Source organism: Burkholderia sp. AU30280 (genome assembly GCF_020420125.1).
Taxonomy (GTDB): Bacteria; Pseudomonadota; Gammaproteobacteria; order Burkholderiales; family Burkholderiaceae; genus Burkholderia.
Genome location: NZ_JAIZRY010000001.1, coordinates 103,948 through 128,482 on the forward strand (window position 1 = coordinate 103,948; position 24,535 = coordinate 128,482).

Consider the following 24,535-nt stretch of genomic DNA (forward strand, 5'->3'; position numbering starts at 1 on the left):
TCGGTTGTCGCTTGAGGGCAAGCCGCGGCTCAGTCCACTTCGTTCAATGCGTCGGACAGCGCGTTGACCAGGTTGTCGATCTCGCGCTTCTCCGAGATGAACGGGGGCGCCAGCTGGATCGTGTCGCCGCCGTAGCGCACGTAGAAGCCCTTCGCCCAGCAGCGCATCGCGATCTCGTAAGGGCGCCGTGCCGGCTCACCCGGCAGCGCCGCGATCGTCAGGCCCGCCGCGAGCCCGTAGTTGCGGATGTCCGCGATGTGGCGCTGGCCCTTCAACCCGTGCACCGCAGCCTCGAAATGCGGCGCGAGATCGCGCACGCGGGCCACCGCGTCTTCCTTCACCAGCAGGTCGAGCGCCGCGATGCCGGCCGCGCACGCGACCGGGTGCGCCGAATACGTGTAGCCGTGCGGGAACTCGAGCATGTACTCGGGGCCGCCCGCGGCCATGAACGTGTCGTAGATTTCCTTCGTCGCGATCACGCCGCCGAGCGGCTGCGCGCCGTTCGTCACCTGCTTCGCGAAGTTCAGGATGTCCGGCACCACGCCGAACGCGTCGGCGCCCGTCATCGCGCCGGCACGGCCGAAACCCGTGATGACCTCGTCGAAAATCAGCAGGATGTCGTGCGCGGTACAGATGTCGCGCAGCCGCTTCAGATAGCCCTTCGGCGGCACGACCACGCCCGCCGAACCGGAAAACGGCTCGACGATCACGGCGGCGATGTTCGATGCGTCGTGCAGCGCGATCAGCTCGAGCAGGCGGTCGGCCAGTTCGGCGCCGTGCTCGGGCATCCCGCGCGAAAACTTGTTCTCGGCGAGTTGCGTATGCGGCAGGAAATCGGCGTCGAGGCCCTGGCCGAACAGCTTGCGGTTCGGCCCGATCCCGCCGACCGAGATACCGCCGAAGTTCACGCCGTGGTAGCCCTTCTCGCGGCCGATCAGGCGCGTCTTCGTGCCCTTGCCCTTCGCGCGCCAGTAGGCGCGGGCCAGCTTCAGCGAGGTATCGGCCGCCTCCGAGCCCGAACCCGTGAAGAACACGTAGTCGAGACCGGCCGGCGTCAGGTCCTTGATCTTGTTCGCGAGCTCGAACGATTTCGGATGACCGAACTGGAACGCCGGCGCGTAGTCGAGCTGCGCGACCTGGCGGCTCACGGCTTCGACGATTTCCGTGCGACCGTGACCGAGGCCCGTGCACCAGAGACCCGACAGGCCGTCGAAGATCTTGCGGCCTTCGGCGTCCGTGTAATACGCGCCCTGGCCCGACACGATCATGCGCGGATCGGCCTTGAACTGGCGGTTGGCGGTGAACGGCATCCAGTGCGCGTCGAGCCAGGCGGCGTCGGTACGGATGGTCGTGTCGTCCTGCTGCGCGGCGGTGGTGATGTCGGTCATGTCGGTCGGCGCGGCGCGCCCCTCCTTCTTGTGATGATGTTGCGCATTGTCGGGAGGCCAATTAGTCTCTTCAATATCGCAATATCAATGTTCACTTGCGCAACTATGCAAGCAAAGAAACCGAAGAGCCGCGCGCTGCTCGGGCAGCTCAGCGACATGGATCTCCGCCTGCTGCGGGTCTTCAAGGGCGTCGTGCAGTGCGGCGGGATGGCGGCGGCCGAACTGGAACTGAATATCGGCATCTCGACGATCAGCCGGCACGTGAAGGATCTGGAAACGCGCGTCGGCCTCGTACTGTGCCGGCGCGGCCGTGCGGGCTTCACGCTGACGCCCGAAGGCCAGACGGTGTACGAGGAGACGCTGCGGCTGCTCGCGTCGATGGAGGCCTTTCGCAGCAGGATAGACGGTATTCACGAGCGGATGGGCGGAGAACTGCACGTCGCGGTGTTCGACAAGACGGCCACCAACGCGAACGCGCGGCTCGGCGACGCGATCCGCCAGTTCACGGACGAGGCCCCCGACGTCGCGCTGAACCTGCATGTCGCGTCGATCAACGAGGTCGAGCGCGGGATCATCGACGGCAGCTATCAGGTCGGGATCATTCCCGCGCACCGCAATTCGGGCAGCCTCGTGTATTCGGAGCTGTTCGACGAACGGATGCTGCTCTACTGCGGCCGCCAGCATCCGCTTTACGATGCGCCGCACGGCAAGCTCACGTGGACGACGATCCGTAACCACGCGTTCGCGGGGCTCGGCTTCCATTCGCCGAACATGGAACTGAGCCATCGCGCGAAGCTCACGCGCAGCGCGACCGCGTCGGACCAGGAGTCGATCGCGACGCTGATCCTGTCCGGCCGCTATCTCGGCTTCCTGCCCGACCATTACGCGGAAAGCTTCGAAACCAAGGGGCTGATGCAGCCGATCGCGCCGCACCGGTTCAACTACCGGTGCCGGTTCGTGAGCCTGCTGCGCCGCTCGCCGCGGCCGTCGCGGGCCGCGCTGCTGTTTCAGTCGTGTCTCGAAGCCGCGCATGCGGCAGATCGGCCGGGGGCGTGATCATTGGCGTGGCTAGGCGGCTGAGCGCTAAACGGCTGAGTACCGAAGGACTGAACGCTGAACGGCTGCGTGTCGAACGGCTGAGTACTGAACGACTGAGCGCTGTCCGGCCGAACAACTGAACAACCTACGCCCCTTTCACAGTCGATCAAACACCATCGCCCGCACCGTCCTGCGCACGCATGCGCTTCAGAAAATGCGTCGCGACGAGCGCCGCGGCAAAACCCGACATCGCGCCGACCCCGAGCGCCCAGCGAGGACCGAGGTGGTTCGCGACCCAGCCCGCCACCGGCGCGCCGATCGGCGTGCCGCCGAGCGCCACCGCGAGACGCAGCGCCATCACGCGGCCGCGCATCGCCGGCTCGGTCGACAACTGCATCAGGCTGTTGGTCGAGTTCATGAAGGTGATCGCGGCGACCCCGGTCAGCACGAGCGCGGCGCCGAACAGCCAGTAGCCCGGCGCCAGCGCGGCCAGCGTGCAGCCGAGCCCGAACAGCGCCGCGCCGATCCACAGATGCCGGAAGCGCGGCCGGTCCCGGCGCGCCGCGAGCAGCGCACCGGTAATCGTGCCGACGGCCATCATCGACGACAGCACGCCGAAGCCGCGTGCGTCGACGTGAAACACGCTGGCCGCCATCGTCGAGATGAACAGCTGGAAATTGAGCCCGAACGTGCCGATCAGGAACAGCATCGCGAGGATCGCCTTCAGGTCCGGGCGCTGCCACACGTAACGGAACCCGTCGAGCAGGCTCCCGCGCGTGCGGCCGGCCCGCGCGTGCGCGCGCAGCTCGTCGGCACGCAGCATCGACAGCGACGCCAGCACCGCGACGAAGCTGAGCCCGTTGAGCAGGAACGCCCAGCCGGTGCCGATCGACGCGATGATGAAGCCGGCCGCCGCCGGCCCGATCATCCGCGCCGCGTTGAACGACGTCGAGTTGAGCGCGACGGCGTTCGCCAGCTCCCGGTCGGCGACCAGTTCCGCGACGAAGGTCTGCCGCACCGGCGCATCGAACGCCGACGCGCAGCCGAACAGGAACGCGAACAGATACACGTGCCACAGCTGCGCGACGCCGGTCACCGTCAGCAGCCCCAGCAAGAGCGCGAGCCCGCCCATCAGCGCCTGCGTCGCCATCAGCAGCTTGCGCTGGTCGAAACGGTCGGCCGCGTACCCCGTCCACGGCAGCAGCAGAAGCTGCGGGCCGAACTGCAGCGACATCACGATGCCGACGGCCGACGCGTCGTGATGCGTGAGCTGCGTGAGGACGAGCCAGTCCTGCGCGGTGCGCTGGATCCACGTGCCGATGTTCGACACCAGCGCGCCGATCGCCCACACGCGATAGTTGAAGCCGCGAAGCGAGCGGAACACGCCCGCCGCCGGCACGCTCATGGCCGCTCCCTGTCGGGCTCGTTGCCGCCGTGCAGCTCGCCGAAGCGCCGCGCGAGGAACAGGCCGAGCAGGAGGATGCCGAGGCCGAACGCCACCGCGTCGGCCGTGACCCGGAGGTCGAAATCGCCGACCCGGCACACCAGCCCATACGCCATCACGAGGTTCGCGACGGCCCACACGACATTCACGGTGGACGACGACAAACCGCGCCCGGGCGGATTCGCGAACGGGGTCTGGAATGGCTCGCCGCGCAACCCGCTGACGAGGTGCGGCACCCCATTCGCGAGAAACGCGCCGCCGAAGCAATACGACACGAGATGCGGGAAATTCATGTTCGGGTTGTCCTTTCGGCGAGCGGGGCGAGGCGGTTTACGAACGCGGCGGTTCCTGGAATTCGGCGAGCCGCTGCAGCAGCTTCACCGCCGATGCAAGCTCGGCCTGCTCTACCTCCGACAGTTGCGCGTGCAGCGCGCGGAACAGCCAGTCGTCCTTGGCCGCGCGGTTGGCTTGCAGCACCTTGCGGAAACCGGGCGTGAGCGCGATCAGCGTCTGCCGGCCGTCGGAAGGATCGGGCTCGCCGCTGACGGCGCCCAGCGTCTCGAGCGTCGCGACCGTCACCCGCATCGACTGCGGCCGCACGCTCTCGGCGCGCGCGAGCGCCGACACGGTCGCGGGGCCGTCGCGGTCGAGCCGCAACAGCACCGACTTCTGCGATGACGTGAGATCGTTCGGGTGGATCTGCTCCCGCATCCGCCGCATCAGCTTGCCGACCGAGATGCGGAGTTCGCCGGCAAGGCCGGCCAGCGGGAGCGCTTCGGAGGGAGGCAATGGCGTGTTCATGCATTCAGGATAGCCGATATACAGAAAAACTGTACAGTTTAGCTGTGTATTTCAGGCTGTAAGGATCGCCTCGTCGCATGCGCTCAAGCCGATGCGAAGCGTCCCGTTCGGCCGCACGAGCCGGCTCTGCGATAATGCGGGCTCCCCATTTCCGCTCCGCCTCCCGCCATGACGCAGCCGTCCGCCCCGCTCTCCACCGACCTGCCGCCGATCTCGTGCCTGCCCGGCGACGCGCTGCCGTGGCTGCCGATGAGCGCCGACCTGCCGGGGCTGGCGATCAAGTACCTGCACATCAATGCGGCCGAGGACACACTGACCGCGCTGCTGAAGATGCCGGCCGGCGGCACGCTGCCGCGCCACCGTCACGACGGCGAGGTGTTCGTGCATACGCTGCAGGGTGCATGGCGCTACCGCGAATACGACTGGGTGGCGCACGCCGGCTCGACGGTGCTCGAACCGGCCGGCTCGGTGCACACGCCGGAAACGCTCGGCGCGCCGGGTGAGGACGTGATCACGCTCAACGTGATGCGCGGCGATCTCGTGCTGCTCGACGATGACGGCCGCGAGACCGCGCGCGAGAACTGCCGCGTCGCGCTGCTGCGCCAGCGCAAGCATGCGCGCACGGCGCCGGACGCCGCCGCGCCGTTCGTCACGCGTTGAGTGCCGGGCGGCCGCGGCGATCGAACGCGCCGCTCGCCGCCGTGATCGTCGCCAGGACAGGCAGAACCGGCGGATGCCGATGACGGTTCAGGCCGTTTCCCGCTCGTCCGCCCGCGCCTCGCGCCGTATTGCCTGCGGCGGTACGCCGAACCCGCGCACGAACGCCTCGCGCATGTGCCGGCGGTCGCGAAAGCCGTTTTCCTTCGCAATCACGTCGAGCGAGTGGCGGCTCTGCTCGATCATCAGCCGCGCATTCTCCAGCCGCAGCCGCTCGATCGCCTTCGCGGGCGACTGCCCCGTTTCGAGCGTGAACACGCGGCTGAACTGGCGCGGGCTCAGGTGCACGGCTTCGGCGAGATCCTCGACGGTCAGCGCGCGGCCGAGATGCTGCCGCGCGTAGTTCAGCGCGTTCTGGATCCGGTCGGATTTCGGCGCGAGCTTCAGCATTTCCGAATGCTGCGACTGGCCGCCGGCCCGCCGCTGGTGCATCACGAGCTTGTGCGCGACCGATCGCGCGGCATCGGCGCCGAGATCCTTTTCCACCATTGCAAGCGCGAGGTCGAGGCCGGCCGTCATCCCGGCCGACGTCCAGATCGGGCCGTCGACGATGTAGATCCGGTCGTCCTCGACGCGTATCTCCGGATAGCTCCGCTGCATGTCGCGGCCGAACGCCCAGTGCGTCGTCGCGCGGCGCTGCGCAAGCAGCCCGGCCTCGGCCAGCACGAACGCGCCCGTGCAGATGCCGGCGATTCGCTGCGCGCGTGCGTTGGCGCGGCGCAGGAACGCGACGACACCGGCCGGCGCCGGCGAAGCGATCGGATCGTTGACGCCCGCGACGATCCACGTATCGACGGCGATCCGCCCGCGCAGCGCGCGCGTGGCGACCGACAGCCCGAGCGACGAGCGCACGTCGCCGCCGTCGACCGAATAGTTGTCCATCACGTAGAACGGCTCGCTCATGCCCATGTTCGCGTACTCGAACACCGATTGCGCGGCGAGCGCCATGATCTGGAAACCGTCGCTGATCAAAAAGCCGATGCGGTGCATGTGCGCTCTCCCGTCCCGGGCGAGTGGGTCGGCCCGATGTCCTGAATCATACCCATCTACGTCATTTGTGTCGCAGCGATTCGCGGCCAGAATGGCTTCACGCCATCCGGCCATTCCCATCGAAACGGAGCACATCATGACGCAAGCACATCGCGGTACCGCCCTCATTACCGGCGCCTCGTCGGGCATCGGCGCCGTCTACGCGGACCGCCTCGCGCGCCGCGGCTACGACCTGATCCTGGTCGCGCGCAGCCGTGAGCGGCTGGCCGCCCTCGCCGAGCGCATCACGAACGACACGCAGCGCAGCGTCGAGATCATCGACGCCGACCTCAACGACCGCGCCGCACTCGCCGCCGTCGAGGCGAAGCTGAAGCAGGATGCGAGCATCACGCTGCTCGTGAACAACGCGGGCGTCGGCACGCACGCGCCGCTGCTCGACAGCGACGTCGACGCGATGACGCGGATGATCGACCTCAACGTGACCGCGCTCACGCGCCTCACCTATGCGGCGGTGCCCGGCTTCGTCGCCCGCGGCCACGGCGCGGTGATCAACATTTCGTCGATCGTCGCGATCTCGCCGGAAACGCTGAACGGCGTATACGGCGGCAGCAAGGCGTTCGTGCTCGCGTTCAGCCAGTCGCTGCATCACGAGCTCGCCGACAAGGGCGTGCAGGTGCAGGCCGTGCTGCCCGGCGCGACCGCCACCGATTTCTGGCAGACGGGCGGCCTGCCGCTCGAACATCTGCCGAAGGAAATCGTGATGCCGGCGCCGGACATGGTCGATGCGGCGCTGGTCGGTTTCGATCGCGGCGAACTCGTGACGATCCCGTCGCTGCACGCGGGCGACGAATGGGCCGCTTACGAGGCCGCGCGCCGCACGATGGCGCCGCACCTGTCGGCCGACACGCCCGCGCCGCGCTACGCGACGGCAAGCTGAGCACGCGGCATCCCGCAGGTCGAAAGCGACGAGCACGTCGAACCCCGGGATGGGCTGCGGAACACGGTGATGCGTGGCGAATCGTCCGTCACCGTCCGAGGTTCCGTGGCCCGTTTCCGGGCATGTGCCGACCGGGGGATTCGTCTGCGGAAACACGCATCGGATTCTTTCCTGGCCTGCACAAATGTCGCGAAAAGACAGACGATTCCGGTTCGCTTGCCACGTATTCCGCGCAACAGTAAGCTCTGCGACTGCAGTCCCCAAGCGACCTCGTTCGACCGGTATTCGTCCGATCACGAGGGCCATCGTCCGTTGCGGAATTCGACCATGCGGGTCCGTATGTTCATCACCGAGACGGGTGACGCGCCGGCCTCCGCACGCGGTTCGGCCAACCGTCAGCCCACGCTCCCACCCCTGCCGGAACTCGGCACCGTCTGCCGTGTCGCGCGTGCGCATTTCAGCGCCGCCGGCGCGTTCATTACGCGCGCCGACGCCGGTGCGCAGCGCGTGCTGGCCGTCGACGGCGAACTGCCCGACGGGCTTCCCGATTCACTTCCCGCCGACGGCTTGCCGCCCCAAGCCGGGCCGCCCCCCGCTGCCGAGGCCCGGTTCGCCCTGCACGGCGCGAACGCCACCGGGCAACGCAACGAAGGCTCTCCTCTTGCGCTGCGGATCGTCGCGGCCTGCAAGCTGGCCGCGCCCGATGGCGCGACCCTGGGCACGCTGTGCGTCGTTGACGACAGACGCCCGGCGCTCGACGCCACGCAATACGCGCTGCTGTGCGATCTCGCCACGCTCGCCGCCGGCACGCTTGCCCGCGCGACCGAAGCAACCGCGTTGCGCGAACGGCTCGGCGTCGTCGAGGAACACAGCACGCTGACCACGCTCGCGCTGACCGAAAGCGGCACCGGCGTGTGGGATCGCAACGTGGAAACCGGCGAGATCCATTACTCGCCGGCCTGGAAGGCCATGCTCGGCTACGCGCCGCACGAGCTCAGCACCCGGATCGAGGACGCGTACGAACGGCTGCATCCGGACGACACCGCCGACGTGAAGGCCGCGATGCTCGCGCACTTCGAGCAGCGCACCGACTACTACGCGGTCGAGCACCGCATCCGCTGCAAGGACGGCTCGTACAAATGGATCTGCAGCCGCGGCAAGGTGATTGCCCGCGACGGCAACGGCCGCGCGCTCCGGATGGTCGGGACGACCACAGACATCACCGCGCTGCGCGAGCTCGCCGTGCGATTGCGCGACTCGGCCGCGCTCGTCACGGATCTCACCGACCAGGTTCCCGGGCTGGTGTTCCAGCTGCGGCAGGCGCCCGACGGGCGCCGCTTCTTTTCCTACGCGAGCGCGGGTGTCCGCGACATCTACGAACTGACGCCCGAGCAGATCGCCCGCAGCGCCGAGGCGGTCGAGACGCGCATCCATCCGGCCGACCTGGTCGCCTATCGGCAATCGCTGCACGACTCGTCGGTGCGACTGACGCCGTGGCGCCTCGAATACCGCGTGCTGCTGCCCGGCCAGGGCCTGCGCTGGCGCGAAGGCGACGCGCGCCCGCAGCGCACGGCCGACGGCGGCACCGTGTGGCACGGCTTCATCACCGACGCGACCGACCGCAAGCACATCGAGGCCGAACTGCACCGGATGGCGACCACCGACCACCTGACGCAGCTGTCGAACCGCCATGCATTCATGCGGCAAAGCGAAGCCGCGCTGCGCGCCGTGCGCACGACCGGCCAGGCCGCCGCGGTGCTGATGCTCGATCTCGATCACTTCAAGGCGCTGAACGATCGCTGGGGCCACCCGGTCGGCGACCGCGCGCTGCGGCATTTTGCGCGGCTGCTGCTCGCGGAAACCGGGCCGGACGGCATCGTCGGGCGGGTCGGCGGCGAGGAATTCGCGATCGTGCTGCCGGGCGCGGATCTCGACCGCGCGCTGGCATTCGCGCAGCGCGTGCAACAACGCGCGAGCCAGGCGCGGCTCACGCACGAGGATCAGCAGGTCACGCTGACCGTCAGCATCGGCATCGACGCGATGCGGGCGTCGGACTTCGGCGCATACCAGCCGCTGTCGCGCGCCGACAAGGCGCTCTATCTCGCGAAGGAGCGTGGCCGCAACCGGATCGAGGTTTATCGGGCGTAGGTTTCGACCCGGTGACGCTCGCTCCTCGCCTGGCGTCCTGCCGCCCCCGTTGCGCGACCGATTCGGGACCGATCGTGTAGGCTAGCGCCCCCGCCCCTACCCACTCCGACTTGCCATGGACAATGCCAAACGCACCGCGCGAATCGCGTCAGGTCTTCTCGTCGTCGCGCTCATCGAGCTGCTGGCGCTTCTGATCGGCTATGTGTTCGCCAGTTCGCTGGACGATCCGTACACCGGCGTGCGCGTGCTCATCACCGCGCTCTTCTGGGCGGCGGGCCTATCGGCCATCGGGGTCGTCGCAGCCGTCGCCTGCCTGTCGATCGACCTGCAGGCGCGCGGCGGCACGATCTACGGAGCGCTGGTGCTGCATGGCCTGCTCGTCCTGCCCGGGCTGTTTCTGTCCCTCCACTGACGCGCACCGTCGCCGCCCGCGTCACACCGCCCCTTCACGCGGTGCCGCCCGCACGCCCAGCAGCATCGCGACCGCGCACGCGGCCAGCAGCGCCGCGATCATCAGCATCGCCGGATCCATGCTGCCGGTTCTCGTGCGGATCAGCCCGACGAGCCACGGCGTGATCATGCCGCTCGATACGCCGATGCTGCTGATCAGCGCGATCCCGCCCGCCGCGCCTGCACCGGAGAAATACGCGGACGGCACGGCCCAGAACACCGGATGCGCGGCAAAGATCAGCATCGCCGCGACCGACAGCAGCGCCATCATCGCGACGATGCTCGGCAGGTGCAGCGTCAGCAAGGCGAGCGCAACCGCACCCCCGAACGCGCATGCCGCGAAGTGCCGGCGTCGTTCGCGCTTGCGATCGGAGCGCCGCGCGATCACGATCAGGCCGGCCGCGCCGATCGCGTTCGGGACGACCGACAACAGGCTGATCTGCACGACATCGTGGATGCCGAATTCGCGAATCATCAGCGGCATCCAGAACAACAGCATCAGGAGCGCGGTGGTCAGCGAGAAATAGATGAATGCGAACAGGTACGTGCGTGGTTCGGCCAGCACCTGCCGCAGCGAGTGCGGCGCCGGCGTAGCGGCACCGGCGCGATCGGCGGCCAGGTCGGCCGCGAGCCGCTGGCGGTCGGCGTCGGACAACCAGCGCGCGTGCTCCGGACGATCGCACAGCCAGAACCACGCGATCACGCCGAGCACGATCGCGGGCGCGCCTTCGATCGCGAACATCCATTGCCAGCCGTGCAACCCGAGCACGCCCGACATCCCGCGCATCAGCCAGCCCGACAGCAGCCCGCCGACCATCCCGGCCACCGCGACGCCCGCGTAGAAGATCGACAGCACCGACGCGCGCCGCCGCGCCGGATACCAGTACGTCAGGTAGAACACCACGCCCGGAAAGAACCCCGCTTCGAATACGCCGAGCAGGAAGCGCAGCACGTAGAAATGCTTCGCGCTGTCGACGGTGATCATCGCGACCGACACCGCGCCCCACAGGAACATGATCCGCGCAAACGTGCGGCGCGCGCCGAAGCGGCGCAGCAGCGCGTTGCTCGGCACCTCGAACAGCACGTAGCCGACGAAGAACAGCACCGCGCCGAGGCTGTACATCGCGTCGGTCAGGCCGAGGTCCTGCCGCATCTGCAACTGCGCGAAGCCGATGTTGCTGCGATCGAGGATCGACACGATGTAGCAGATGAACAGGAACGGCACGATCCGCGCGCCGATGCGGCGGTACAGCGCATCGGCGTCCGGTGATGCGACACCTGGCGCGACGGCACGCGCGGCGGCCGCTTGAAGGGGGGCTGACATCGATCGTCTCCTCGATGGATTCGGGTGCGGGTCCGACACGGGGTGCCGGTCGCCGCCGCCCGCCAGCAGCGACCGGCCGTTGCCTGCCTAGTCGCGCGGCGCGCCTTCGCCTTTCACGCCGAGCATCAGCGCGACGCCGCTCGCCACCAGCAGCGCGGCCAGCAGATACACGGCGAGATCCATGCTGCCGGTGCGCGTGCGGATCATCCCGATCACCCACGGGCTGACGATGCCGCTCGTGATCCCGATGCTGCTGATCAGCGCGATCCCGGCCGCGGCCGCGTTGCCCGACAGGTAGCGGGTCGGCACGGCCCAGAAAATCGGCAACGCGGCGAAGATCAGCGTCGCCGCGACCGACAGGCACGCGAGCATCGCCGCGAAGCTGTGCAGGTGCAGCGTCAGCGCCACGAGCGCGAGCCCGCCGCCGATCGTGCAGCACGCGAAGTGCCTGCGGCGCTCGCCGGTGCGATCCGAACGGCGCGCGATCAGGATCAGCCCCACCGCGCCGACCGCATTCGGCACGACCGTGTACAGGCTCACGGCCACGACGTCGGTCACGCCGAAGTCGCGGATCATCAGCGGCATCCAGAAGTTGAGCGTCAGCGACGCGCAGGTCAGCGAGAAATAGATGAACGCGAACAGGTACACGCGCGGGTTCGCGAGGGCCGCCACGAGGCTGCGGCCGTCGTGCGCGTGGCCGGAGCCGCGGCCGTCGGCGCACAGCGCGGCAACCCGCGCCTTTTCATCGGACGTGAGCCACGTGGCGTCCTGCGGCCGGTCGACCAGCAGCGTGAACGCGGCGAATGCGAGCAGGATCGCCGGTGCGCCTTCGATCGCGAACATCCACTGCCAGCCGTGCATCCCGAGCACGCCGCTCATGTCGCGCATGATCCAGCCCGACATCAGGCCGCCAAGCACGCCGGCCACCGCGACGCCCGCGAAGAACACCGAGATCGCGGCCGCCCGCCGGTTCGCGGGGAACCAGTAGGTCAGGTACAGCACGATGCCGGGAAAGAACCCCGCTTCGAATACGCCGAGCAGGAAGCGCAGCACGTAGAAATGCGACGGCTGCGACACGAACATCATCCCGGTCGACGCGATGCCCCACAGCAGCATGATCCGCGTGAAGGTGCGGCGCGCGCCGAAGCGCGCGAGCAGCAGGTTGCTCGGCACTTCGCAGAACACGTAGCCGACGTAGAACACCGCGGCTCCGAGGCCGTACATCGCATCGCTGAAGCCGAGATCGTGCTTCATCTGCAACTGCGCGAAGCCGATGTTGATACGGTCGAGGAACGAGATGACGTAGCAGAGGAACAGGAACGGCACGATTCGCCACGCGATCTTGCGGAACAGCAGCGCGTCGTTCGTCGCGGCGGAAGCCGAAGCGCTCGCGTGCGCGAGCGCCGCTTCGGCGGGAAGCGATTGAGGCATGTCTCTCTCCAAACAGGCTGCGCGATTCGAGCGCGCAGCCGTCTCCCGGGGCGTACGTGCGCCCTGCTTTCTTGTGAGAACGGATACGGCGGACGGACAGGCGGCAGGAAGCCGTGGCCAGTCGCCGCGTCAGAAAAAAGGCGGAGCGCCCTGTCGGACACCCCGCCTGTGCAAGCCGCTCAATCCTGCAGCGCGGCCCACATTTCCTTGTCGCGCTGCGCCGTCCAGATGCGCGGATGCGTGATGCCGCTCGCTTCGTCGAACGCACGCGACACGTCGAACGGCAGACAGTGCTCGTAGATGAACACGTGGCCGAACTTCGGGTCCATCGCTTCGCGGGTGAGCGCCATCGACGCCTTCAGGTCGAGCTTCTGCTCGACGGCCTTGCGGCCCTGTGCGAGCAGCGTCGTGACGAAATCCTTCGTGTAGTCGAGGCCCTTGTTCACGTCGGCCGGGTTCAGCAGCGCGGGGCCGCGGCCCGGCACGAGCTTCTCGGCGCCGAGCGCGCGCAGCGCCTCGAGCGTGGCCGGCCATTGCTCGAGCTGGGCGTCGCCGCAGTAGCACGCGGCGTCGTATTCGACGAGGTCGCCCGAGAACAGCACCTTCTGCGACGGGATCCAGACGATCGTGTCGCCCTTCGTGTGGCCCGAGCCGACGTGCATGATCTTCACTTCGAGCTTGCCGAGGAACAGCGTGATCTCGCGCTCGAACACGAGCGTCGGCCAGGTCAGGCCCGGCACCGTCTCGACACCGGCGAACAGGCGCGGAAAACGTTCGATCTCCGACTTCATGTCGGCCTCGCCGCGCTCGACGATCATCTCGTAGGTGCCGCGGCTCGCGATCACGTGCTGCGCGCCTTCGTCGAAATACGCGGACGCGCCGAGCACGCGCACCGCGTGGTAATGCGACAGCACGACGTGCTTGATCGGCTTGTCGGTCACGCTGCGGATCTTCGCGATCAGGTCCTGGGCCATCGCCGGCGTCGCGGTCGTGTCGACGATCAGCACGCTGTCGTCGCCGATGATCACGCCCGAGTTCGGGTCGCCTTCGGCGGTGTACGCGTAGGCGTTCTCGGACAGCTTCGTCCAGGTGACTTTCTTCTCTTCCAGATCGGCTTGGGAGGCGAATGCTTTGGCCATGTTGCGTTCCGTGGCTGCGAGCCATGTGTTGAGGGGAGTGAGCGGATCATCTTCCTGCGTCGAATATTTGTCAATGACAAATACGCTTGCTATTGTTTAATACGGGTAAACCTGCGGGCTGGCGCGATAAATGGCGTCGGATACCATGCGGGGTTTCGTCAACGGAAGATTCATCGCGTGCAGAACCACGAAGCCAGCGCAGACGACGCGCCGCCCAAGGCGCAGCGCGGGATCCAGAGTGTCGAGGTTGGCGGCCGGCTGCTCGACGCGCTCGCGCGCCGGCGCAAGCCGCTCGGCCTGTCCGAGCTGGCCGCGGCGGCCGACCTGTCGACCGCGCAGGCGCACACCTATCTCGTCAGCCTGACGCGGCTTGCGCTCGTGAAGCGCGATGCGATCACCGGCAATTACGAGCCGGGGCCGTTGTCGCTGCGGCTCGGGCTGATGTCGATCGAGCGCCAGCCGGCCTATCGCGCGGCGCTGCCGCACGCGGCGCGACTCGCGGAAGCGGTCGGCCTGAGCGTCGCGCTGTCGGTGCCGGGCGTGCTCGGCCCGACGATCGTGCGCATCGAGCACGGCGGCTATCCGCTGCACGTGAACCTGCACGTCGGTTCGGTGATGTCGCTCGACACCACGGCCACCGGCCGCGTGTTCCGCGCGTTCGGCGATCCCGCGCAACTCGACGCGATGGCGGCCAGCCAGGCCGGCGCGGGCGCCACGCTCGCGGGCGCGGAGCAGCCCGTGCCGGACGCCGGCGTGCCGCGGGCCGAACTCGATGCAATCCGCGCACGCGGTATCGAGCGCGGCGTCGACCTGCCGAGCCCCGGCGTCAGCGCGATGTGCGTGCCGGTGTTCGACGCGACGGGCGCGCTGCAGCTCGCGTTGACGGTGATCGGTTCGACGGGCTCGATCGATGTCGATTGGGACGGCCCGATCGCGGCGGCATTGCGCGACGCGGCACGGCAGGCCACCGCCTTGCTCGGCGCGGCGCACGACGCCCCCCTGCCGGCTTCCGGCCCGGCCCCGGCCGCCCCGCGCGTGCCGCCTGCCCTGGCGGACGATGCGAAGGCTCAGCGCGGCATCCATGCGCTCGACAGCACCGGCGAGCTGCTGCTTGCGCTCGTGTCGGCGGGCCGCGCGCTGCCGCTGCGCGATCTGGCGGCGGCCGCCGGCATGCCGGCCGCGAAGGCCTTTCCGCATCTCGTCAGCCTGCAGAAGATCGGCTTGCTGAGCCGCGACGACGCCGGCTGCTTCGGCGGCGGCCCGCTCGGGCAGGCGCTCGGCCTGATCGCGATGCAGCGCGTGTCGCCGACGCGCGACGCGGAAGCCGAGATCGTCGCGCTGGCCGGCGCGACCGACATGAGCGTCGCGGCCGCGACGCTCGGTCCGCTCGGCCCGACCGTGATCCGACTCGAAGAGTCGGCGCGGCCGCAGCACGTGAGCCTGCAGGTCGGCACGGTGATGTCGCTCGTCAATACGGCGATCGGACGGATCTTCGCGGCCGGCATGTCCGACGACGTGCTGGCCGACCTGCTCGCGGACGAACCCGTGCGCCTCGCGGGCAATGCCGCCGCGCCGGCCGACGATGCGTTCCGCGCTCGGCTCGCGACGATCCGCGCGACCGGACTCGATTTCGCGTTCGACGCGCCGGTGCCGGGCATCGGGACAGTCGCCGCACCCGTGTTCGATCACACCGGCAGCATCCGGCTCGTGATCGCGATCATCGGCTCGTCGCGCGGCTTCCCGCGCGGGCCGGACAGCGACCTCGCGCAGGCGCTGCTCGCCGCGACACGACGGCTGTCGTGGCGGTTCGGGTGGATCGGCGGGTAAGCCGCCGCCCGCCGCGACCGACCGCCTCCCACCGCTCGAATTCCATCTCCTGCCCCATGCGAGGCCGTGCGGGCGCGGCCTCGTCGCGCCCGCACGGCCTCGCGCAGGCAGCCGATATGGCAGCCGACATTCATGTTGCGAAGCCGCAACATGAATTGTCAGTAATTCTCATATAACGAAATCGCATTTCACAAAGCGGAGGTGTTTCGCTATGATTAGGGTTATCCCTAACTCGCCACCTATACGGGGCTTCGTCATGCAAACGTCTAACATCTCCGACCGTTCCACCGAATCCGCTGGCTGGCTCGCACGTATGGGCGAGCTGATTGCAGAGGCATGGGCACTCCACCTCGAGAATTGCGAGGTCATCGCCGAAGCACACGCACGCCTGCCGCGCTGAACGGAACGACCGGCCGCCTGCAGGCCGTCCGCACGTTGTCTTGCCTGATCCGCTTGCTTGCCCGGACGCGCGCCACGAGGCCGCTGCGTCGGGCAACGGCGTGCAAGGCCGGTCACTGGAAACGGGCCGGATAGTCCTGTTGAACACGCTCCGTATCGGGAGCGCGTCGAAGTCGTTCTGAAGTTGCTTTAAAGGCGATACCGGCGCCGATCGGCATCGGCGCGATTTTGTCTGACGGTTGCCCCGGCCCGCAGCCGTTATCCAACCTGCACGCGGATACGCCGGATCGCCGCGGACGGAAGATTCATCCGCGTCGCCGGCCTAGGTACCGAATCGCGCCGTACGCCTTGCCCCTCGCCCGCTTGCCGGCTTTCTCCGCGCAAACGCGCAACCCCATGCGCCGTCGTTTCACCCACGGCCGCATGCTCGTCCCCATTCTCGTCACACCTGAATCGACGGCACGTCCTTCATGCAGCGCAGCGCGAACATCGAGCGGCTGTGACGGATGCTCGAAATCTTGTACAGCTTCTCGCGCAGGAAACGCTCGTAGCCGGCCGTGCCGTCCACCGCGACCTTGATCCAGTAGTCGTACTCGCCCGATACGAGATAGGCCTCGAGCACCTCGGGCAGTGCGGCGAGTTCCTCGCCGAAGCGCGCGAGCGCGTCGTCCTCGTGACGATCGAGCGTGACTTCAAGGATCACGATGTCCGCGTAGCCCAGCTTCCGCTGATTGACGAGCGCGACGTAACCGTCGATGTAGCCGTCCATCTCGAGCTGCCGCGTGCGGTTCCAGCACGCGGTGGTCGACATGCCGATCTGTTCGGCCAGTTCGGCGTTCGACAGACGCGCATTTTTCTGCAGTGCACCAAGGATTTTGCGATCCTGGCTGTCGAGCGTTTTCGGCGAGCGTTCACGTGTGGCCATGGCGGAAAGAATCTTCTACTTAAAAATGGAATTCTATCTGAACGACATTCCGGATTTGTGTCGGTTTGTGTGGAAAAGCGGAAGCCTTTTAATCCGGCCCCTTGATATATTTTTACCCATGCCTGCTGTCCGGCACGCTCCCCGCGACACCCTTCGCACCGGGACGCACGGCCGCAATCACGAGTTGCGGCGCCGGCCAGCAGGCATGCAACTCCCCGCCGCCCGCGCGCCTATCCGGCTGCGCGGCATCGGCGCCCATGTTCCTGTTCCCGCGCTACCCGTCATGTCGTTCAGGCTTTACCTGTCGTTTCTCGCTGCCTCCGCCGTTCTCGTCTACGCCCCCGGCCCCGTCAACCTCCTCACCATGAACCAGGCGCTACGCGCCGGCTGGCGCCGCGCGCTGCCTTGCGTCTGGGGCGGCACGCTCGCCGTGCTGCTGCAACTCGCGCTGACCGCGCTGTGCCTGAATTCGCTCGTGCATCTCGACGAGCGCGCGCTGACCGTGCTGCGCTGGGCCGGCGCGGCCTACCTCGTCTGGCTCGGCTGCAAGCAATGGCTCAGCCGTGCGCCGGCCGGCGCGCCCGCCGCCTCGACCGGGCCGGCCGGGGCAACCCCGGCGGACACCGACTCGCACCGCGCGCTGTTCTGGCGCGGCCTGGCGACCTCCGGCCTGAATCCGAAGACGCTGCTGTTCTTCCCGTCGTTCTTTCCGCAGTTCATCAGCCCGAGCGCCGACTGGAGCCTGAACCAGCAGTACCTGCTGCTCGCGGCGACGTTCGCGGTGCTGTTCGCGGGCGGCGTCGCGTCGATGGCGCTGTTCTCGCACCGGCTGAGCCGCGCGCTGCAGCGGCCTGCGCGGATGCGCGCGATGAACCGCGTCACGGGCGGGCTGCTCGTCGGGATGGGCGCGATCATGGTCGGCTGGAACTGAACACGGCCGGGCGGCGGCTTCCTCGCGGCCGCCTTCAAGGCCCCTCGAAAAAGCAGCCGATCGCCGAATGCTTTAGGGTAGCGGCTGTTTCGTTGGACATGCCCGGCCAGCCGGGCGACTGGATGAAGCCCCTCACTACCCGCCTGCGGCGCGTGTTCGCGCCGATCGGCCTGCACTGGTATCTCGCTCTCCTCCTCGCGCTCGACGCGCTCATGGTGCTGCGCCCCGTCGTCGAGCATGCAAAGCTCGGCGTGCATCGCGCGTGGCTCGCCGATGCGCTGAACCTCGTCGACAACGCCGGGCTCGTCGTGTTGCCGCAAGTGGTCGTTGCGGCCGGCCTCGCGACGATGGCCATCGGCATCGTGCTGCGCGCCCGCGTCGCGTGGGTGCTGTCGATCCTGCTGCTCGTCGCCGCCGCCGCGATCAGCGTGCTCGGCGGCTATCGCAGCCACGCCGTGTTCGTCTACACGGCCGTGCTGGCCGTCGCGCTGCTGTACTACTGGCGGCACTTCGACCGTGCGAGCGTTGCCGCGAGCAGCCTGTTCGCGTTGCTGAGCATCGTATCGCTGCTGATCTACGCGACCTTCGGCGTGCTGTATCTCGGCGACCAATTCACGCCGCCCGTCCACGATCTCGCCACGGCCGTCTATTTCTCGATCGTATCGATGTCGACGGTGGGTTACGGCGACATCGTTCCGCACGCGCCGACCGCGCGCCTGTTCACCGCGTCGGTGATCGTGCTCGGCATCACGGTGTTCGCGACGTCGATCAGCGCGGTCGTCGGCCCCGTGATCGGCGGCAATCTGAAACGGATCGTCAAGGGAGGCATTTCGAACGTGATCCGCAAGCATCATTACCTGATCGTCGGCGCGACACCCGTCGCGCATGCGGTGCACGACGGGCTGCGCAAGCGCGGCTACGCGGTAACCGTCGTCGTGCCGGCCGGCGTCGAGCACAACTATCCGGCAACGACCGACCTGATCGTCGGCGATGCGACCGACCACGCGGTCCTGGAAAGCGCCGGCGCGGCGACCGCGCGTGCGGTGCTCGCGCTGCGCTCCGACGACGCCGAGAACGCCTTCATCATCCTCGCGATCCGCGAGATCGCGCCCTCGGTGCGCACCGTCGCACTCGTGAACCACCAGCGCAACCTCGAACGGCTGCGCCTGCTGAAACCCGACATGGTGTTCTCGCCGCAGCAGCTCGCCGGCGAACTGCTGGCCAGCACGCTCAACGACGAACCCGTCGACAAGTCGGTGATCTCGCACCTGCTGTTCGGCACGGCCGATGCCGCATGACCGCATGACCGTGTGACCCTGTGCCCAAGTTCGGCCGGCGCGCGCCCGCTACAATCGCGCGATGTCCGACTTGCTCACTTACGGCGGCCTGTTCGCCGTGTCGATGGTCGCCGCGACCCTGTTGCCGCTCCAGTCCGAAGCCGTGCTCGCCGGCCTGCTGCTCGCCGGGCGCGAACCCGTGTGGGCGCTGGTGCTCGTCGCGAGCATCGGCAACGTCGCCGGCTCCGTGATCAACTGGGCGCTCGGGCGCGGCATCGAGCACTTCCGCGAGCGCCGCTGGTTTCCCGTCAAGCCCGCCGCGCTCGCGCGCGCCGAACGCTGGTACGCGCGCTACGGCCGCTGGTCGCTGCTGCTGAGCTGGGCGCCCGTGATCGGCGATCCGCTGACGATGATCGCGGGCGTGCTGCGCGAGCCGCTGCCGACCTTCCTCGCCATCGTGACGATCGCGAAAGTCGGTCGTTATCTGGCCGTCGCGTGGCTCATGACGCATTGACACCCGCTTCTCGCCGCAGCCCCGCGCGACGGCCGCACCTGCCGGCGCCGCCATCGACGACGCGCCGCTAAAGATTTCGCCGAAGTTGCCGTATTAACCGGGCAACTAGCGGTGACGCGTGCGTTCCGCCTCCTCTCCCTCCCCACTCAGGATGTCGCATGAGATTGACTCAATTGGGCCGGGTGAGCGTCGGCGCGCGTCTTGCGGCGCTGGCGTGCGCGCTCGTCGCCCTGCTGTTTACCGTTTTCGCGTGGACGCTCGCGCATTTCGCCGGCCAGCAGCTGGCTGAAGAAGCCCACATGCGGATCGTCGACAAGGAACAGTCGATCCGCGCGATGGTCGACCTGTTCGACAAGGCGCTGTCGGCCGAAGCCAACCGCTCGATGTCGCTGTTCGCGAGCTTCCTGCCGCCTGATTTCACGCTCGACCCGGCGCGCACCGTCGACATCGGCGGCGTCGCCGCGCCAACCCTCTCCGCGGGCGGCCAGCCGCTCGACCTCGACTACTCGATCCCCGACCAGTTCCTGAAGAAAAGCGGTGCGATCGCGACGATCTTCGCGCGCGACGGCGACGATTTCGTGCGCATCACGACGTCGCTGAAGAAGCAGGACGGCGCACGCGCCGTCGGCACCAGGCTCGACCGCGCCGGCCCCGCGTACGCACCGCTCGTCGCCGGACGCAGCTACACGGGCCTCGCGAAGCTGTTCGGCCGGCCGTACATCACGCAGTACAAGCCGGTGACCGATGCGACCGGCCGCGTGATCGGCGCGCTGTTCGTCGGCCTCGACATCGGCGCGGAGCTCAAGCTCGTCGAGGACGGCATCCGGTCGCTGAAGATCGGCGACAACGGCTACTACTTCGTGCTCGATGCATCACAGGGGCCGTCGCGCGGCACCTTCGTCGTGCATCCGGATGCCGACGGCCAGCCTGCCGACGAGACCCGCGCGCCGTACGCACAGATGCTCGCGGCCGGCCAGGGGCGGCTCGCGTACACGTCGACCGACCCGGCCGCGCACGACGGCGGGCCGACCGCAAAATTCGTATCGTTCACGACGATTCCGCAGTGGCAGTGGCTCGTCGGCGGCATCGCGCTCGACGACGAACTGCTGGCCACCATGCGCGCCACCCGCAACCGCTTCCTGATGATCGGCGCCGTGCTCGTGGCGGCGTTCGCGACGCTGTTCGTCATCGTGGTACGCCGCGTCGTGAGCCGGCCGCTCGATGCGGCGGCACGGGCCTCCGAGCGCTATGCGGCGGGCGATCTCAGCGTGCGCATCCGCGATGGCGCGGCCACGCGCGGCAAGCCGGGCGACGACGAGATCGGCCGGCTCGTGCAGGCGGTCGACGGGATCGGCGACGGCCTCGCGCGGATCGTCGCGCAGGTGCGCAACAGCTCCGCCGACATCGCGCGCGGCACGGTCGACATCGCGGCCGGCAGCGGCGACATCGCCGCGCGGATCGCGACGCAAGCGAGCAGCGTCGAACAGACGGCCGCCAGCATGGAACAGATCACCGCCGCCGTGCAGCAGAGTGCCGAGCATGCGGCGCAAGCCAACGCGCTGGTCGCGGACGCATCGGCCGCCGCGACGAACGGCGACGCCGCGGTGCGGCGCGTGGTCGCGACCATGGACGACATTGGCCGCGCGACACGCCGGATCGCCGAGATCACGGGCACGATCGAAGGCATCGCGTTCCAGACCAACATCCTGGCGCTGAACGCGGCCGTCGAGGCCGCGCGCGCGGGCGAACACGGCAAGGGCTTCGCGGTGGTCGCGGCCGAAGTGCGCGCGCTCGCGCAGCGCAGCGCGGCCGCGGTCAAGGAGATCGACGCGCTGAGCGCCGAATCGTCGACGACCGTCGAGCAGGGTTACCGGATCGCGGAGGCCGCACGCGGCACGATGCGCGACATCGTCGCGCGAGTCGACCAGGTCCGCACGCTGATCGGCGAGATCAGCGCCGCGTCGCGCGAACAATCGACCGGTATCGAGCAGGTGAACCTGGCCGTCACGCAGATCGGCGACGCGACGCAGCAGAACGCGTTGCTGATCTCGGGTGCCGAACGCGCGGCCGTCGCGCTGCGCGACCAGGCCGCGCACCTGTCGGACGCGGTCAGCGTGTTCCGGCTCGAACGGAAGGCGTGACGGAGAACGGATAGCCGGCTACGGCCGGCGCATCGCCTACTTCTTGTCGCCGCCCGCCAGGTCGATCGCCTTGTCCGATCCCACCGCGTTGCGCAGCTGGAACTTCTGGATCTTCCCGGTCGACGTCTTCGGCAGCTCGCCGAACCGCACGGCCTTCGGCACCTTGAAGCCCGCAAGCAGCGCCTTGCAATGCGCGACGATCTCCTCCTCGGTCGCGCTCGCGCCTTCGCGCAGCTCGACGAACGCGCACGGCACCTCGCCCCACTTCGGGTCGGGCATCGCGACCACGGCCGCGACCGCCACCGCCGGGTGCCGGTACAGCGCATCCTCGACCTCGATGCTCGAGATGTTCTCGCCGCCCGAGATGATGATGTCCTTCTTGCGATCCTTGATCCGGATATAGCCGTCCGGCATCAGCACGGCGAGATCGCCGGTATGGAACCACCCGCCGTGGAACGCCTCGTCGGTCGCCTTCGGGTTCTTCAGGTAGCCCTTCATGCAGATGTTGCCGCGGAACATGATCTCGCCGAGCGTCTCGCCGTCGGCCGGCACCGGCGCCATCGTGTCGGGATCGAGCACCGTCGCGCCCGCTTCCAGGTGATAGCGCACGCCCTGGCGCGCATTGAGCCGCGCGCGCTCCTCGTCGCCCAACGCCTCCCAATGCGACTGCTTCGCGCACACGGTCGCCGGCCCGTAGACCTCGGTCAGCCCGTACACGTGCAGCAAGTCGAAGCCGATCTCCTTCATCTTCGCGATCACGGCCGGCGCGGGCGCCGCGCCCGCGACCATCGCGTGCACCGTGTGGTCGATCCCTTCGCGGAACTCGGCCGGCGCGTTCGCGATCGCGCTCTGTACGATCGGCGCGCCGCAATAGTGCGTGATGCGTTCGCGGCGGATCAGGTCGAACACCGTCTTCGCGTCGAACTTGCGCAGGCAGACGTTCACGCCCGCGCGCGCCGCGACGGCCCACGGGAAACACCAGCCGTTGCAGTGGAACATCGGCAGCGTCCACAGGTAGACGGCATGCTTCGGCATGTCCCATTCGAGGAGGTTGCTGATCGCCGCGAGATACGCGCCGCGATGGTGGTAGACCACGCCCTTCGGGTCGCCGGTCGTGCCGGACGTGTAGTTCAGCGCGATCGCATCCCATTCGTCGGCGGGCGGCGTCCATGCGTAGTCGGCGTCGCCGCTTGCGACGAGCGCCTCGTAGTCGGTCGCGCCCGCGAAGCGCGCGGGATCGGCCGGCATCGCGTCGGCCACGCTGACGATCTTCAGGCCCGGCACCTCGAGCGCCGCGCGATGGGCGAACTCGGCGTATTCGGTGTCGACGATCAGCACCTTCGCCTCGCCATGACGCAGCATGAACAGCACCGACGACACGTCGAGCCGCGTGTTGATCGTGTTCAGCACGGCGCCGGCCATCGGCACGCCGAAGTGCGCCTCGACCATCGCCGGGATGTTCGGCAGCATCGCCGCGACCGTGTCGCCACGTTCGACGCCGAGCCGCGCGAGCGCGCTCGCCAGTTGCTTCGCGCGCGTGTAAGTCTCGCCCCAGGTACGCCGCACGTCGCCGTGCACGATCGCGAGGCGCTCGCCGTAGACTTCGGCCGTCCTGACCAGGAAGTCGATCGGGGTGAGCGGCACGTAATTCGCGTCGCGGCGGCCGAGTCCGGCCTCGAACATCTGCGTCATGATCCTGTCTCCCGTGTCCTGTCGACCGGGGCCTATCCACCCCGGATCGTTTTGATGTGGTTCAATTGCCGACAGCCTAACGGGCGCTATTGTGAGCCGTCTGTCATCGAAACGACAGAGTGCCCGTCACGCGCTGCGCGTTATCCCTAACCTCGCAAACCCGCACCCATGCACGACCCACTCGCTGCACCGCCCGACGCGCCCGCCGACCCGGCCGATGCCCTTCCCGAACCGGGCCGGCTGCCGGCGCTCGCCACGCTGTTCGGCCAGTGCGCGTGGTTCCGCACGCTCGCGCCCGAGCACCAGGCGCTCGTGCTCGCGCAGTCGCACGTCGAGCAGTGCGAGGCCGGCGACGTGATCGCCCATCGGCTCGCGCCATCCGAATACTGGATCGGCGTGCACCGCGGGCTGCTGAAGCTCGCCATCTTCAATGCGTCGGGGCGCGGCTGCACGTTCTCCGGCGTGCCGTCGGGCGGCTGGTTCGGCGAAGGCAGCGTGATCAAGCGCGAGCTGCGCAAGTACGAGGTCGTCGCGATCCAGCGCTCGACCGTGCTGTTCGTGCCGGCCGACACGTTCCATGCGCTGCTCGACACGAGCCTGCCGTTCACGCGCTTCGTGATCCACCAGCTGAACAACCGGATGGGCGAATTCATCGCGTCGATCCAGAACAGCCGGCTGCTGGACGTCGACGCACGCGTCGCGCAGTCGCTCGCGCAGCTTTTCAACCCCGACCTGTACCCGGACACCGGCCCGTCGCTGTCGATCTCGCAAGAGGAACTGGGGATGCTCGTCGGCGTATCGCGGCAGCGGATCAACCAGGCGCTGCAGCAGCTCGAGAAGCTCGGCGCGCTGCGGCTCGCGTACAACCAGATCGACGTCGTCGATCTCGGTGCGCTCGCGCGCGTCGGGATCGAGCAGATCTGAGCGCGGACCGATGAACGGAATCGCCGCCGACGCCGCTCGCCCGTCCGGTATCGTGGCCGTTTTCCGGCCGTCGCGCCGCGCTGCGTTTCCTCTGCCGA

The 24,535-nt window shown here is 68.4% G+C and carries 21 protein-coding genes; 11 read left to right on the forward strand and 10 right to left on the reverse strand.

From position 1 onward, the window contains the following. Window positions 1-29 precede the first annotated feature (29 nt). The gene (locus LGN17_RS00490; protein ID WP_226194702.1) at window positions 30-1,388 is read right to left on the reverse strand and encodes an aspartate aminotransferase family protein; all 1,359 of its coding nucleotides are present in this window, start codon (window positions 1,386-1,388) and stop codon (window positions 30-32) included. A 105-nt stretch (window positions 1,389-1,493) separates the two neighbouring features. Here LGN17_RS00490 and LGN17_RS00495 point away from each other — a divergent pair, with 105 nt between their 5' ends. Next, the gene (locus LGN17_RS00495; protein ID WP_175950336.1) at window positions 1,494-2,444 is read left to right on the forward strand and encodes a LysR family transcriptional regulator; all 951 of its coding nucleotides are present in this window, start codon (window positions 1,494-1,496) and stop codon (window positions 2,442-2,444) included. Window positions 2,445-2,592: 148 nt separating this feature from the next. Here the strand turns inward: LGN17_RS00495 and LGN17_RS00500 are convergent, their stop codons facing one another. Genes LGN17_RS00500 through LGN17_RS00510 form a run of 3 tightly spaced genes read right to left on the reverse strand, consistent with a single transcriptional unit; the run spans window position 2,593 to window position 4,671 of the window. After that, window positions 2,593-3,831: an MFS transporter gene (locus LGN17_RS00500; protein ID WP_226194703.1), complete on the reverse strand. Its 1,239-nt coding sequence runs from the start codon at window positions 3,829-3,831 to the stop codon at window positions 2,593-2,595. Continuing rightward, a complete protein-coding gene (locus LGN17_RS00505) occupies window positions 3,828-4,163 on the reverse strand; it encodes a hypothetical protein (RefSeq protein ID WP_226194704.1) in 336 nt (111 codons plus the stop codon). Before LGN17_RS00505 ends, LGN17_RS00500 begins: the two co-directional genes overlap by 4 nt. 37 nt (window positions 4,164-4,200) lie before the next feature. Continuing rightward, window positions 4,201-4,671 carry a MarR family winged helix-turn-helix transcriptional regulator gene (locus LGN17_RS00510; RefSeq protein WP_226194705.1) on the reverse strand — a complete coding sequence of 157 codons (471 nt, stop codon included), beginning with the start codon at window positions 4,669-4,671 and terminating at the stop codon, window positions 4,201-4,203. 168 nt (window positions 4,672-4,839) lie between these two features. On the opposite strand from LGN17_RS00510, the gene LGN17_RS00515 reads away from it, so the two are divergent. Beyond that, on the forward strand, window positions 4,840-5,331 hold the full coding sequence (locus LGN17_RS00515) for a 2,4'-dihydroxyacetophenone dioxygenase family protein (protein ID WP_124447769.1): 492 nt from the start codon (window positions 4,840-4,842) through the stop codon (window positions 5,329-5,331). A gap of 87 nt (window positions 5,332-5,418) precedes the next feature. Here LGN17_RS00515 and LGN17_RS00520 read toward each other — a convergent pair whose 3' ends face one another. Next, window positions 5,419-6,378 (reverse strand): GlxA family transcriptional regulator, encoded by a 960-nt coding sequence (locus tag LGN17_RS00520; RefSeq protein WP_226194706.1) that lies wholly within the window; start codon window positions 6,376-6,378, stop codon window positions 5,419-5,421. Window positions 6,379-6,514: 136 nt separating this feature from the next. Here LGN17_RS00520 and LGN17_RS00525 point away from each other — a divergent pair, with 136 nt between their 5' ends. The 3 genes from LGN17_RS00525 (at window position 6,515) to LGN17_RS00535 (ending at window position 9,875) form a co-directional block, all read left to right on the forward strand. Beyond that, window positions 6,515-7,315: an SDR family NAD(P)-dependent oxidoreductase gene (locus LGN17_RS00525; RefSeq protein WP_226194707.1), complete on the forward strand. Its 801-nt coding sequence runs from the start codon at window positions 6,515-6,517 to the stop codon at window positions 7,313-7,315. A gap of 327 nt (window positions 7,316-7,642) precedes the next feature. Continuing rightward, a complete protein-coding gene (locus LGN17_RS00530) occupies window positions 7,643-9,463 on the forward strand; it encodes a sensor domain-containing diguanylate cyclase (protein WP_226194708.1) in 1,821 nt (606 codons plus the stop codon). Between the two features lie 115 nt (window positions 9,464-9,578). Beyond that, on the forward strand, window positions 9,579-9,875 hold the full coding sequence (locus tag LGN17_RS00535; protein ID WP_226194709.1) for a hypothetical protein: 297 nt from the start codon (window positions 9,579-9,581) through the stop codon (window positions 9,873-9,875). 21 nt (window positions 9,876-9,896) lie between these two features. On the opposite strand, the gene LGN17_RS00540 is transcribed toward LGN17_RS00535, so the two are convergent. From LGN17_RS00540 to LGN17_RS00550, 3 genes are all read right to left on the reverse strand, one after another. Next, window positions 9,897-11,237 carry an MFS transporter gene (locus LGN17_RS00540; RefSeq protein ID WP_226194710.1) on the reverse strand — a complete coding sequence of 447 codons (1,341 nt, stop codon included), beginning with the start codon at window positions 11,235-11,237 and terminating at the stop codon, window positions 9,897-9,899. An 87-nt stretch (window positions 11,238-11,324) separates the two neighbouring features. Then, window positions 11,325-12,668, reverse strand: a complete 1,344-nt coding sequence (locus LGN17_RS00545; RefSeq protein ID WP_226194711.1) for an MFS transporter — start codon at window positions 12,666-12,668, stop codon at window positions 11,325-11,327. Window positions 12,669-12,847: 179 nt separating this feature from the next. Beyond that, window positions 12,848-13,807 (reverse strand): MBL fold metallo-hydrolase, encoded by a 960-nt coding sequence (locus LGN17_RS00550; protein ID WP_089427583.1) that lies wholly within the window; start codon window positions 13,805-13,807, stop codon window positions 12,848-12,850. A 177-nt stretch (window positions 13,808-13,984) separates the two neighbouring features. Between LGN17_RS00550 and LGN17_RS00555 the strand changes: the two genes are divergently transcribed. After that, entirely contained in the window at window positions 13,985-15,634 is a 1,650-nt protein-coding gene (locus tag LGN17_RS00555) for an IclR family transcriptional regulator (protein WP_226194712.1), read from the forward strand. A gap of 841 nt (window positions 15,635-16,475) precedes the next feature. On the opposite strand, the gene LGN17_RS00560 is transcribed toward LGN17_RS00555, so the two are convergent. Then, window positions 16,476-16,958 (reverse strand): Lrp/AsnC family transcriptional regulator, encoded by a 483-nt coding sequence (locus tag LGN17_RS00560; RefSeq protein ID WP_031402108.1) that lies wholly within the window; start codon window positions 16,956-16,958, stop codon window positions 16,476-16,478. Window positions 16,959-17,241: 283 nt separating this feature from the next. On the opposite strand from LGN17_RS00560, the gene LGN17_RS00565 reads away from it, so the two are divergent. The 4 genes from LGN17_RS00565 to LGN17_RS00580 all read left to right on the forward strand — a co-directional run bounded on the left by LGN17_RS00565 (window position 17,242) and on the right by LGN17_RS00580 (window position 21,821). Next, entirely contained in the window at window positions 17,242-17,889 is a 648-nt protein-coding gene (locus tag LGN17_RS00565; protein ID WP_226195260.1) for a LysE family translocator, read from the forward strand. A 122-nt stretch (window positions 17,890-18,011) separates the two neighbouring features. Beyond that, on the forward strand, window positions 18,012-19,187 hold the full coding sequence (gene kch, locus LGN17_RS00570) for a voltage-gated potassium channel protein (protein WP_226194713.1): 1,176 nt from the start codon (window positions 18,012-18,014) through the stop codon (window positions 19,185-19,187). Window positions 19,188-19,248: 61 nt separating this feature from the next. After that, window positions 19,249-19,680 (forward strand): YqaA family protein, encoded by a 432-nt coding sequence (locus tag LGN17_RS00575; RefSeq protein ID WP_226194714.1) that lies wholly within the window; start codon window positions 19,249-19,251, stop codon window positions 19,678-19,680. A gap of 158 nt (window positions 19,681-19,838) precedes the next feature. Further along, the gene (locus tag LGN17_RS00580; protein WP_226194715.1) at window positions 19,839-21,821 is read left to right on the forward strand and encodes a methyl-accepting chemotaxis protein; all 1,983 of its coding nucleotides are present in this window, start codon (window positions 19,839-19,841) and stop codon (window positions 21,819-21,821) included. Window positions 21,822-21,857: 36 nt separating this feature from the next. On the opposite strand, the gene LGN17_RS00585 is transcribed toward LGN17_RS00580, so the two are convergent. Further along, the gene (locus LGN17_RS00585; protein WP_226194716.1) at window positions 21,858-23,513 is read right to left on the reverse strand and encodes an acyl-CoA synthetase; all 1,656 of its coding nucleotides are present in this window, start codon (window positions 23,511-23,513) and stop codon (window positions 21,858-21,860) included. 168 nt (window positions 23,514-23,681) lie between these two features. Here LGN17_RS00585 and LGN17_RS00590 point away from each other — a divergent pair, with 168 nt between their 5' ends. After that, on the forward strand, window positions 23,682-24,437 hold the full coding sequence (locus LGN17_RS00590) for a Crp/Fnr family transcriptional regulator (RefSeq protein WP_175950401.1): 756 nt from the start codon (window positions 23,682-23,684) through the stop codon (window positions 24,435-24,437). Window positions 24,438-24,535: the final 98 nt, after the last annotated feature.